General features: G+C 59.9%; 12 protein-coding genes. All 12 read right to left on the bottom strand.

The window, feature by feature from the left end:
* The 12 genes from HUU46_17150 to HUU46_17095 all read right to left on the bottom strand — a co-directional run bounded on the left by HUU46_17150 (nt 1) and on the right by HUU46_17095 (nt 12,136).
* The gene (locus HUU46_17150; GenBank protein ID NUM55377.1) at nt 1–1,011 is read right to left on the bottom strand and encodes a hypothetical protein; all 1,011 of its coding nucleotides are present in this window, start codon (nt 1,009–1,011) and stop codon (nt 1–3) included.
* 91 nt (nt 1,012–1,102) lie between these two features.
* The gene (locus HUU46_17145) at nt 1,103–1,984 is read right to left on the bottom strand and encodes a tetratricopeptide repeat protein (protein NUM55376.1); all 882 of its coding nucleotides are present in this window, start codon (nt 1,982–1,984) and stop codon (nt 1,103–1,105) included.
* A gap of 14 nt (nt 1,985–1,998) precedes the next feature.
* Nucleotides 1,999–2,475 (bottom strand): OmpA family protein, encoded by a 477-nt coding sequence (locus tag HUU46_17140; GenBank protein ID NUM55375.1) that lies wholly within the window; start codon nt 2,473–2,475, stop codon nt 1,999–2,001.
* Between the two features lie 402 nt (nt 2,476–2,877).
* The gene (locus HUU46_17135; protein ID NUM55374.1) at nt 2,878–4,101 is read right to left on the bottom strand and encodes an LL-diaminopimelate aminotransferase; all 1,224 of its coding nucleotides are present in this window, start codon (nt 4,099–4,101) and stop codon (nt 2,878–2,880) included.
* Between the two features lie 123 nt (nt 4,102–4,224).
* Complete coding sequence (locus HUU46_17130; protein ID NUM55373.1) at nt 4,225–5,358, bottom strand: beta-lactamase family protein; 1,134 nt, start codon at nt 5,356–5,358, stop codon at nt 4,225–4,227.
* Nucleotides 5,355–6,044, bottom strand: coding sequence for a phosphate signaling complex protein PhoU (gene phoU / locus HUU46_17125; GenBank protein ID NUM55372.1), 690 nt, complete (start codon nt 6,042–6,044; stop codon nt 5,355–5,357). The genes HUU46_17130 and phoU overlap by 4 nt, the downstream gene beginning before the upstream one ends.
* Nucleotides 6,045–6,065: 21 nt before the next feature.
* Nucleotides 6,066–6,878, bottom strand: coding sequence for a phosphate ABC transporter ATP-binding protein (locus HUU46_17120; protein ID NUM55371.1), 813 nt, complete (start codon nt 6,876–6,878; stop codon nt 6,066–6,068).
* Nucleotides 6,872–7,714, bottom strand: coding sequence for a phosphate ABC transporter permease PstA (gene pstA / locus HUU46_17115; protein ID NUM55370.1), 843 nt, complete (start codon nt 7,712–7,714; stop codon nt 6,872–6,874). Before pstA ends, HUU46_17120 begins: the two co-directional genes overlap by 7 nt.
* A 2-nt stretch (nt 7,715–7,716) precedes the next feature.
* A complete protein-coding gene (gene pstC, locus HUU46_17110) occupies nt 7,717–8,592 on the bottom strand; it encodes a phosphate ABC transporter permease subunit PstC (protein NUM55369.1) in 876 nt (291 codons plus the stop codon).
* A complete protein-coding gene (locus HUU46_17105) occupies nt 8,593–9,498 on the bottom strand; it encodes a phosphate ABC transporter substrate-binding protein (protein NUM55368.1) in 906 nt (301 codons plus the stop codon). It abuts the gene before it with no gap.
* A 140-nt stretch (nt 9,499–9,638) separates the two neighbouring features.
* Nucleotides 9,639–11,441: a PAS domain-containing protein gene (locus HUU46_17100; protein NUM55367.1), complete on the bottom strand. Its 1,803-nt coding sequence runs from the start codon at nt 11,439–11,441 to the stop codon at nt 9,639–9,641.
* An 8-nt stretch (nt 11,442–11,449) separates the two neighbouring features.
* Nucleotides 11,450–12,136, bottom strand: a complete 687-nt coding sequence (locus HUU46_17095; protein NUM55366.1) for a response regulator — start codon at nt 12,134–12,136, stop codon at nt 11,450–11,452.
* Between the last annotated feature and the right edge of the window lie 170 nt (nt 12,137–12,306).

Genomic DNA, 12,306 nt, shown 5'->3' with positions numbered 1-12,306 from the left:
CTACTCAGCCTTGAACCGGGTGTGGTACCGCGCTTCAGCCTTCAGAAGCTGGTTTGACAGATTTTCGTAGATTTCCGGCGTAATTTCAAGGCGCAGTTCCATTCCCATTAGCAACGCTCCGACGACGGGCTCAAACGCCGGCATCACCGTTCGCGCCTTTGGGCAAACGGTTTCAATTTCGGCGCGCATCGTTTCCTTCAGTATAGGGCTGCTTCCCTTGAACACGCTGCCCGCCATGACCACGTCGAACGCATCGCCGGTCATGTCCAACCTCCGCGCGACGGCAATCACCATGGCGGCGAGGTAGCGCCCGCCCTTGCGCAAGATTTTCGACGCGGCGTCATCGCCTTTCGACGCGGCATCGAACACCAGTTTGGCCATGGGCTGAAGGTCCGCGTACGCAATCTGCCGGCGGTACAGTCTTAGAAACAGGTCCTCGACGCCCTTCGCGCCCGCGCGGTCGATGAATTCTTGCGTCAACAACGTCGGCGGGATGATGCCGTCACGCGCTTGCCACACGCGCTGCAACCCGTCACGGCCGATTTGGGAGCCGGTGCATTCGTCCCCAAATTCCTCTCCGAGACCTCCTGCCCGCGCATGGTCGCCCGCGCGGTTCTTCCCAGCGCACACGCAGCCGGTCCCGCAGGCGATAACGATGCCGTGTGGCGCTTGCGTGCCACCGCGCAGGCCGGCCATCGAGTCGTTTTGAAAGTCGCGCGGGATGTCGCCGAACAGAGGGGTGTAGATCTCCCGCTCGAGCATTACGTAGTCCTCGGGAATGTCGGCGCCCGCGATTCCCATTCCGATGCCGGCGATCTCGTTCAATGCGATTCCCGCGTCAGCGAGCGCGGCATTGATGGCCTTTTTGTTCTCTTCCAGCGCCGGACCCACTCCGTGCACCTCGTAGTTGCCCGTGGCTGCCCGGCCAAAGCCGAGTACATTACCCGCTTCGTCACCAATCAGGCAGTGGGTCTTTGTGCCGCCCACGTCAAGTCCGAGGAAATAGAGCATGTCAAGAGCCTGTCGCGCGTAAAGTTCTCATGAAAAAACGGCGCGCAGAACGCCATCCGCTCTGCGCACCGTGCAAATAGTATCGGGGGCGTTACTGTCCCTGCAACTCCTTGAGCTTGTTGCGGGCCATCTCGACGGTAGCGTCGGTCGAGTAGCGCGGGTTTGTCGTCACGTCCTTAAGCAAATCGATCGCGCGCTGCTGCTGGCCCAAGCGCAGGTAACACTCTGCCTGGTTGTACATCGCGAGCGGCGTCTTCTTCGACATCGGGTAGCTTTGCCGCGCCGTGTCATACTCCCGCACAGCCTGTTCCCATTGGCCCATCTTCTGGTAAGAGGACGCTTTCCAGAATTGCGCAAGGGATGCGAGATCCGAGTCCGGATACTTCTCGAGGAATTGCGAGTACAGCGTCAGCGCTTCCTGGAAGTTATCGTTCATATACGATTCCGCGGCCTTCTTATAGTCTGCGGTCGCATTGCCTGAAAGATCGCTCGCTGGCGATTCCGCAGGGGCAGTCATGGGAGCGGGAACTGGCGCGGCAGTCCCGCCGGGAAAAGCTGGCACGGCAGCCTCGCCGGGGACGGCCGGTGTCGTCGGCGTCTCGCCGGTGGGCGGCTCGATGCTGGACGGACCTACCTGAACTCCACCCGTGGTGCCCGGCGACAAACCGAGCTGGCGGTACATCGCCTGCGAAAACCTGTCCAAGTTCTTCTGGAGCGCGTTCAGCTTCGCCTGGTTTTCTTCCATCATGCTCTGGAGTTGGCGGGTCGCCTGATCGCTCGCGTCAACTTTCGCCGACAGATCGGCCGCGGTCTGATTCAATTTGTCGACGCGCGCCGCCAGATCGGTATCCAGCTTCTGCACGATCCGGTGCGTCGCGTAGACCGAATTGGCCATCTGATCGCCGCCGGTCGTCGCGCAACCGGCCATCATCAGGAGCGCTGCCGCTCCAAGGGCAAGTGACGTTCCCCGCATAGCTGCAACCCCCTTTATCGGCTAGCCCGATTAAACTCGCACCGGCGGTTCAGCGCCCAGGCCGACTCGTTGTGACCGGGATCGGCCGGCGCTTCCTCGCCGTAGCTAATCGTCACAATACGGTCGCCACTCACGCCGAGTTTCGTGAGATAGTCCCGCGCCGCGAGCGCGCGCTTCTCGCCAAGGGCGAGGTTGTATTCCTGTGTGCCACGTTCGTCGCAGTGGCCTTCAATCTGAATATACGCGTTCACCAGATTCGGATCGGACTTAAACTTATCGGCGTTCGCCTTCAGCGTCGCCAACGCGTCGGGGCGCAGGGCATAGCTGTTGTAATCGAAGTAGATGGGACGTACGCCGGCGCTCGAAAACGACAACCCCTCGAGGTCGACGTTCGGCTGGCCCGTTCCGGTTGTCGTCTCGGTGGTGCCCGCCGAATCGCTCAGCGCGGGCTGAATCGGCTGCTGCGCGTTCTTCTTGCTCTTGCAGCCCATGGACGCGGTCAACGCCAAGGCCAAACACAGTGTGATTAGGGACCCTTTCCGCAGGTACAACATGTGAGTAATTCCTCCTCCTTTTCTTGCGAAACCGCCTCAGTGAAACAATCGACTATGATATCGGATTGGGTTGACCCAGTTCAAAACGGCCGACTCACCGTATTCCAATATCCGAATGGGCGCGAAAGTTGCGTATTAACACCGCAGTTTCCACCTTTCACCGTTTCTATTGTACCCGTTTTTCTTGAAACATACAAGATATAGTAGTTTCTTGACGCAACGGCCAAAACAGAGCAGCACGCTACATGCCCGAATCGCCGCCAAGGAGTGCCACAATATTCGGTATTTGCGCAGCCGGAACGCGCGGTATGTGGGAAGCCGGCTTCGATACAGATTGGCCTATATTCTCAGGTTTTTCTCAATACTCTCGACCGCCCGGACGATGTCCTCGCGGTGGCCGAACGACGAAAGGCGGAAGTACCCTTCGCCGCTGGGCCCGAACCCGGCGCCCGGCGTGCCCACAACGTGTGCCTCGCTAAGCAGCTTATCGAAGAAGTCCCATGACTTCATTGCGTTCGGACACTTCAGCCAAACGTACGGTGCATTAACGCCGCCGAACACGGTCAGTCCGATCCGCTCAAGCCCAGACTTGATTGTGCGCGCGTTCGCCATGTAGTAGCTAACCATATCGGCGCATTCCCGCTGCCCGGCCTCCGACAGCACGGCAACACCCCCTTCCTGGACGATGTTCGACGCCCCGTTGAACATCGTCGTCTGGCGGCGGTTCCACAGGCGGTGAATCTTCCCGGCCGCGGCGTTCTCGCACACGACACTCTTGGGCACGACAGACCACCCGAGCCGGACCCCCGTGAAGCCCGCTTCCTTCGAAAAACTGCTTAATTCGATCGCACATTCCATTGCGCCGTTGATTTGGAAAATGCTTCGCGGCAGTTCGGGATCCGAAATATACGCGGCGTAGGCCGAATCGAAAATAATGATCGCCCTGTGTTCGCGGGCATAATCCACGAATGCTCGCAACTGCGCCTTCGTCGCGACTGCGCCGGTGGGATTGTTTGGACTACAAATGTAGATGAGATCGACTTTGGTTTTCGGCACGCTGGGAAAGAATCCGTTCGCTTCGTTGCACGGCATGTAGACCAGGCCGTCGAACCGTCCAGCTTTCCATGAGCCTGTGCGACCCGCAATGACGTTGCTGTCCACATACACGGGGTACGCGGGGTCCTGCACGGCAACAACATTGTCCAGTCCGAAGATGGACTGGATGTTCGCCGAATCGGGCTTTGCGCCGTCGCTGACGAACACTTCGTCATCCTCGAGGGGTACGCCCAGCTTCGCGTATCGCCCCGCAAGCGCCGCGCGCAGGTCCGCATTCCCCTGCTCCGCGCCATAGCCGGTATAGGTCTTCACGTCCGCGAGTTTGTCCACGCCGCGATGCAACCCCGCGATTACCGATGGTGTCAACGGCTCCGTCGTGTCGCCAATACCGAGGCGCATGACCGTGACGCCGGGGTTTGCAGCAGCAAACGCACGCGTGCGTTTGGCAATTTCGGGAAACAGGTATCCCGCCTTAAGTTTGTCGTAGTTTGCGTTCGTCGTCGCCATGGAGTGTGTCGCTTTCTTACCGATAGGATTCAGGCCGCACAAGGGCGGAATCATACAGAATCGAATTCGTGAAAGACACTGGCCTATCCCGGATTCCTCGTGAACGTTGCGGCGGTAGTCCGGCTACTTCGCCCGGCCAGAAAGTTCCCGAATCAAGGTCCCGGCTGCGTCATCGACGACCTTCTGAACTTTCTTGCCACCCTGATTGCACGCAACCATGACCGCGAATCCCATGCGCGGCGCAACCCACACGACACAGAACCACATGGTGTTGGAACCGTTGTGCGTCAAGACCTCGCCGCCCGCCCAGTCACGATTGACCACCGCCCACCCCATTGCATACTGCGGCTGGAAATTGTTCACCGCGCTGTGCAATGTAGCGAAAGTCTCAGCCTTCAACAATCGAGGATGTCCCATTGCCGCGTCGAGATGCAGCTTTACAAACTTCGCCCAATCGGCCATCGAGCAATGCACGGTGCCGGCAGGCGCTATCGCAGCGGGATTGTCCGCGTCATGGCCCGGCTCGACGGCGTCGCCGTCTTCGGTGTGGCCGCGCGGCTGGTCGACGCGGTCCGGTGTTCCGGGAGCGCCAAACCCGGCGCTCGTCATTCCCAGCGGCTTGAACAGACGATCATGCATGAGGTCTTCATATGGTGCGCCGGCCGCGTGTTCCGCGATCGCGCCGGCAATGGCGAAACCCGCATTCGAGTAGATGTATTTCGTTCCCGGCGGTGCTTCGGGTGCGCGCGACGTAACGCCGCGCACCAGTTCCAGGCGCTGTTGCTTTGGCGCGTCGCGCGAGTTCCAGAGCCGCTCCCACAGTCCGTCAAAGTTCAGATCGGTTGGCGCGCCGCTGGAATGCGTCAACAGTTCCGTGACGTCGACGGACTTCCACTTTGAGTGCATGGACCTAACCAATTCGGGAAATGCGCCACTGACCGTGTCGTTCCAGGTCATCACGCCCTCTTCAACCAGCGCTGCAACGAGCGTGGCGGTCATGGCTTTCGTGCACGATCCCAAGTGAATCTTGTCGTCGACGGAGACCGGGTACGGTGAACCTTTGCGCCGCACGCCCGCTGCCCCCAGTGCGACGAGGCCACTCTCGTTCACAACGCCGACAAAAAGCGCGGGCACGTCGTTCTGTACGACGATGGTCCTGAGTTCGGCGGAAACGTCACGCGGTGTTGGCGCAACTTCCGCGCGGATCGAATATGAAAGGACAAGTAGGGCCGCAATGGCGACTCGGAATCGCGTCATTCTGCGCCGTCTTCGACATGCGGACGAAACTGCTCGGTCTTGTGGCGGACGATATCGCCCTTCACGTAATAAATGACCTCTTCCGCGATGTGTGACGCGAGATCGGCAATGCGTTCGACGTGGCGCGATATGCTAAGCAGGTGGATCAACGACTCCAGTTGTTCGGGATGTTTACGAATACCGTCCTTGACCTGTCCGTACATCTCGCGGTTGATGAGGTCCACCTCGTCATCGGCGGCGATGACTTGATATGCGAGACCATCGTCCTGGTTGACAAGCGCGTCCAGCGCGAGGCGCAGCATATCGCGCGCCTTCTCCGCCATTCCGGTGAAGTCGAAGGGAATATCGAGATGTTCCTCGTCGCACAGAAAGAGCGCGCGCTCGGCAATGTTTACGGCGCAATCGCCAATATGTTCGAGCGTGCCGTTGATCTTAATCACGGCAATAATGAACCGAAGGTCGTGCGCGACGGGCTGATGCAGCGCGAGGATTTTCTGACATTCCTCTTCGATGTCGATATCGAGCGCGTCGATGCGCAAGTCGTTTTCGATGACCTGCCGGGCAAGATTCCGGTCGCGGTCGCGGACCGCGGACACGGCCTTTGCGACACTTTCTTCGACGAGCGCGCTTAACGAGAGGAGTTGCTTCTTGAGGCGATCAATTTCGCGCAGAAAGTGTAGTGCCAACGGTCACGGCCTTTCCGGTACCTATCCGAAGCGGCCGGTAACGTAGTCTTCCGTTTGCTTCCTTGCCGGCTTCGTGAAAAGCTTTTCGGTGTCGTCGAACTCGACCAAGTGGCCTTCCATGAAAAACGCCGTATAGTCCGACACGCGCGCGGCCTGCTGCATGTTGTGCGTTACGATAACGATGGTGTAGTCGGATCGCAACTCGCTGATCAGGTCCTCGATGCGGACGGTGGCGCGCGGGTCGAGCGCCGAAGCGGGTTCGTCCATCAAGAGAATCTCGGGATCGACCGCCAACGCGCGGGCGATGCACAGGCGCTGCTGCTGCCCGCCGGAAAGGTCCAGCGCGTTCCGGTGCAGCCGGTCCTTCACTTCGTCCCACAGCCCGGCGCGTTTCAGGCTTTGTTCGACCAACTCTTCGAGGACATTGGAGTCCCGAATTCCGTGGATTCTCGGCCCGTACGCGACGTTTTCAAAAATGGGCTTCGGAAACGGGTTCGACTTTTGAAATACCATTCCAACCCGTTTGCGCAGGCTCACAACATCCGTACCGTTTCGATAGATGTCCTGCTTGTCGATCGTAATCGAACCCTCGATTCGCGTCCCGTCAATTGTGTCGTTCATCCGGTTCAGTGTGCGAAGGAATGTCGACTTGCCGCACCCGGACGGGCCAATCAGCGCCGTGACGTGATTCGCGGGAATCGTGATGTTGATGTCGAATAACGCCTGCGTCGCGCCGTAATAGAAATTGAGGTGTTTCGTTTCGACTTTGGGCCGAAATTCCACCGGCGTAGCGTGTTTTTCCAATGAAAATGCTGCTGGCATGTTGATCACCATTTGTTGCGTCTCCTGAAGTGACTTCGAAGAACGATCGCGCCTGTGTTAAGGCCGAGGACCAGAAGCAGCAGCACCAGCGCCGTCCCGTACGCCGTGGGGCGCGCTGCGTCCGCATCGGGGAATTGCGTTGCCAAGACGTAGAGGTGGTACGGCAACGCCATTGCATCGTCGAAGACCGATCGCGGCAGGTCCGGCCGCGAAAACACCGCGACCGTAAACAGGATGGGCGCCGTCTCCCCCGCCGCACGCCCGATGCCGAGGATGCTGCCGGTCATCATTCCCGGAATTGCGTAGGGCAGCACGCTCTTGCGGATGGTCTCCCACTTTGTCGCGCCGAGGGCCAGGCTTGCGTCGCGCAACGTCGGCGGCACGGCGCGAAGCGCTTCCTCGCTGGAGACGATGATTGTGGGCAGTATCATGCAGGCAAGCGTGAAACTGCCCGCGAGAATGCTCGTTCCGAACCCGAAGAACAATACAAACATTCCAAGCCCAAACAATCCAAAAACGATGGAGGGAACGCCCGCCAGCGTAACGATCGCCAGTCGTATGGCGCTCGTGAAGCGTCCTTGTTTGGCGTATTCGGTGAGGTAGATGGCGCTCGCCATTCCCAACGGCAGCGCGACGACGATGGTGCCGAGCACGAGATACAGCGTACCGACGATAGCGGGAAAAATTCCGCCACCCGCGCCGTCCGGGTTCGACGTGAGGAACGACCAGTTGATCACGCCGATGCCCTTTATCAGGACATCCAACACGATGTATCCGACCACACCGACAACGAGATAGGTAATCGCGCGCAACGCGAAGAACGCGGTCTTCTCGGTGTACGTCGACATGCTCATGCTCTCCCGTACGACTTCAGCACGCGCAGCGCCACGAGGTTGATCGCGAACGTAACGAATAGCAGCACGATTCCCACCCAAAACAGCGCTTGGTAGTGCGCGCTCCCGTTGGTCACCTCGCCCATCTCCGCGGCAATGGTCGCGGTCATCGTACGAATCGGGACCAGCGGCGAAAACGTGAACTGCACCGCGTTGCCGGTCACCATAATCACCGCCATCGTTTCGCCGACGACACGCCCCATTCCCAGCATGATGCTCGCAATGATCCCGGACATCGCCGCAGGGACAACGACCTTGAAAATCGTCTGAATGCGGTTGGCGCCCAGCGCCAGCGACGCGTCGATGTAGGATCGCGGCACGCTGCGAATCGCATCCTCGGAGATCGACATGATCGTCGGCACCGCCATGAACGCAAGCAGCAACGCGCCCGTTATCCCGGTGAGCCCAATCGGCAGCCCGAACAGGGTTTTCACCAACGGCGCCAACACGACAAGACCGAAGAACCCCAACACCACGGACGGTATCGCCGCGATCATCTCGATGAACGGTTTCAGAATTTCGCGCTCGCGGGGCCCGGCGATTTCGGCGATGTAGACCGCGCCAAGCACGCCGAACGGAATCGCGATCAGCGTCGCAAGCAGCGTCACCATCGCCGACCCGGTAATCAGCGGTAACAAACCGAAACCGACCTGCTGCATCGACGTAGGCCGCCACCGTTCGCCGATGAACTGGCCCAGGCCGGGTTCACTTGTGAAGGGAACGGCCTCCCGGAACAGGAACAAAAAGATCAGCGCAACAACAACGATGCTCACGGACGCCCCCGCAAGCAGCACGTGCTTCACGCCGCGATCTTGGATGTGACGAAACGACATCTATTTCACGCTCACGTAACCGTTGTCCTCGACAATCGCCTGGCCCTCATCGGACAAACAGAAATCGATGAAGTCTTTCGTGGCACCGGCGGGTTCTCTCGAGACGACGAGAAACAGGGGTCTCGAAACGGAGTACGCACCACTCAAAACGCTTTCGTTGCTCGGCATTACCGCGGGCGCATCCACGGCCGCTTTCACACCAAGGCTCTTTACCTTCGCGCCCGCTTCGTGCGCGTACCCCAGCCCCACGTAGCCAATCGCCCCTTTGGCGTCGGACACCGTCTGCACAATCGCCGACGTGGCCGGCAGCAACAGCGCGCCGGCGGCGTAATCCTTCGTCTTCAGCACGTGCTCCTGAAAAAACATGTATGTGCCGGAACTTGACTCGCGCGATGCGACAACGATGGTTTCGTCAGGCCCACCCACCTCCGACCAATTTGTGACCGATCCCGTATAAATGGCTGCAATCTGGTCCAGCGTTAGTTCGGCGATGGGATTTTGCGGATTCACTACGATTGACAACGCATCCCGCGCGACCGCCATGTCCTGTAATGCCAGCCCCTTCGATTCGGCGGTCTGCCGTTCATCCTCATTCAAATCGCGTGAGGACGCGCAGATATCGGTCGTGCCGTTTAGCAGGGCCGCTATGCCGGTGCCAGAGCCGCCGCCGGTCACCGAGATTTTCGCCTCCGGGTGAGTCTTCATGAAGGCATCCGCCCACGCAGTCAAGAGATGGACCATGGTGTCGCTGCCCTTGATGTTCAGCGACATCGACCCTGACTTCGCCGAGCCAGCCGCACCGGCGCCCCCGGCGGGTCTTTCCTGTTTGGGACTGCAACCAGCAAGATTGGCAAGGGAGGCAACGGCGAGTAGGCAGACCCCTACCCTTAATCTCAACCGAGGCATTGGCGAACTTCTCCTCTTGTCCTGCGCTCTCCCGGACGTAGACCCTACCGGAGAAGTATTAGGGTTGTGTTAGCCGATTCGGTGATAATCGAGGGGCGGTGGGTGAATTAACCAACAATAAGCCATTTAACCATATATGGTTACACAACGTTTCGGGTCTGCTGTTCGAGGTGAATTTCGGGCAGATGAATCGAGAATACACTCCCTTTCTGGGGCGCGCTATCCACCGACGTCTGACCCCCGTGGACGCGAACGATGTGCTTGACAATCGCGAGCCCGAGTCCTGTGCCGCCAAGTTTCCGACTGCGGGCCTTGTCCACCCTGTAGAACCGTTCGAAGATTCGCGGCAGGTGTTGCCGCTCGATGCCGCACCCTTGGTCGCGCACACTGATGGTAACCGTCCCGTTGTCGCGGACTGCCGAAACGTCGACCTCGGTCCCCTCCTCGCTGTACTTGACGGCGTTGTCGAGGAGGTTCTCGATCGCGGTCTGCAACAATTCGGGATTGCGCCGGACGAACAGATTGGGTTCCGCGTTCAAGAGAATACGCACGTCCTTCGCCAGCGCACGGACGCCGCAGTTCTGCACGGCGGACTCGAGTATGTCCTGTATTTGTCCGTCGTGAAGTTCGATGGCGCCACGCTCGCCTTCCTGTTCAACGCGCGACAGCTTCAGCAAGTCCTCGATAAGCGCGTCGAGCCGCGATGCTTGCTTGCCGATCGTTGCAAGAAATCGCCGCGCGGAATCGTGGTCGTCCAGTGCACCGTCAAGCAGGGTCTCGACAAATCCCTTGATTGACGTAATCGGCGTCTTGAGTTCGTGCGAGACGTTCGCGACGAAATCGCGGCGCGCGGATTCCAGGCGGTTGATCGCGGTGACATCGTGCAGGACAATGACGCACCCGATGTTCCGCCGCACGGCGTCCTTCAGCGGCGATCCGTGCAGGCGCACCTGTTGCTCGCCGGGGTGAAGCAGCGTAATGTCCGCCTCGCGGGACCCGCTGCTGCGCAGCGTCACGGCGACGAACTCGTGGAGGTCCGCGTTGCGAATGACCTCGCGCAAGTCGCGTCCCAGCGCCTTGTCCCGCGAAATGTCGAACATGGCGCACGCGGCGGCGTTTATGTTGATGACGCGCTCGTGCGTATCGACTGCCAACACGCCCTCGACCATGCTTGCGAACACGGCTTCAAGTTCGTTGCGCTGCCCTTCGGCCGCGCGGATGCGTTCCTCGAGTTGCGCCGCCATCGTGTTCATGGCTTCCGCAAGCTGCGTCACCTCCGCGGAATCCGCGGCGCGCAACCGCGCGACGAGTTCGCCGCGCGCAAACCGTTCCGCGCCCTTTCGCAGCGAATCGATTGGGTCGGTGATGCGGCGTGACGCGGCAAGACTCAATAGCGCCACCAACGACAATACCAACAACGTACCCACGCCGAGAGGAAACGCATTTGACACAAGCACGCCGAGGTACGTGAACTTCGGCACGGCGACGCGAATGACCCCGCGAATTCCTTCCTCATCTTTCACGGGAATCGCGACGTAGATTGTCGGGGCGTGCGTTGTGCTGCTCGCGCGGTCCGACGTTCCAACGCCGCCAGCCAAGGCCGTGCGCACTTCCGGCCGGCTGCCGTGGTTTTCCAGCGTCTTTGGGTCGGCCTCCGAGTCGGCGACGACTTCGCCCGACGGCGCAATTACCGTAATGCGGGTCGAGGATACCCTGCCAAGTTCGGTGCATCGCTCCTGGAGCTTGACAAACTCGTCCCGCTGAATGGAATCCGAAAGGACAGCTTCGAGCAGCCGCGCGCGCGCCTCCAAGTCCGCAATCGACCGGCTCAAGTATGATTGCTTCAGCGTCTGCGTCGCGTACAGGCCGGCGGTAGCGAGCGAGCCAAGACTCACCAGTATGAAGAGCGGGAACAACTGCCATATGAGGCGCTTGCGTGCCACGCGCTCGCTTACTCCTTCATCCGGTATCCGACGCCGCGGACCGTCTCGACGTAATGTCCGTACGCGCCGAGCTTCTTGCGCAGCCCGACGATCTGAACGTCTACCGCACGATCCGTCACTGCATAACCTTCTCCGCGGACGGCGTCCACGATTTGCGATCGCGTGAACACCCAGCCGGGCCGGCGGGCCAGGTAATGCAGCAGGCGAAACTCCGTGAACGTTAGGTCGAGCGGCTTGCCGTTGACCGAGACCTCATGGCGGCCGGGATGGATGACAAGTTCATGCACGTGGAGTACCGCATCCTTCTCTTTCGCTTCGGCCTCACGCCTGCGCAACACCGCCTGAACGCGCGCAAGTAAAATACGCGGGCTGAAGGGCTTCGTTACGTAATCGTCCGCGCCAAGTTCCAGTCCGCGGACGATGTCCGGCTCCTCGCCGCGCGCGGTCAGCATAACGATGGCGGCATCCCGGGTCTTCGGATCGTTCTTCAGCAACGTGCACACTTCCAGTCCGTCCAACCCCGGCAACATGAGGTCGAGCACCACCAGGTCGGGCACGCCGCTGCGCGCCGCTTTCACCGCGTCGCCGCCGGTCGCCGCGCACGTCACGCGGTACCCCGATTTTTCCAGGTTGTACCGCACCAGTTCTAGAATGTCCTCTTCGTCATCGACCACCAAAATATGTTCGCGTGCCATAAGTCTTTCCTTAGTATAATCCGGCCCCGTCCGCATGGCACGCTAACAATTCAATGTTAGGACAAGGTTAAATTGGGCTGTCCGACCCTCCCCAGCGGGGTCGAAGTATGAGAAATATGAATAAAGCTATCCTGCGTGTCTGGCTGATGCATCTGGACCCGGCGAGGCGG

Source organism: Candidatus Hydrogenedentota bacterium (assembly GCA_013359265.1).
Taxonomy (GTDB): Bacteria; Hydrogenedentota; Hydrogenedentia; order Hydrogenedentales; family SLHB01; genus JABWCD01.
This window is presented reverse-complemented; position numbering and strand designations above follow the sequence as displayed.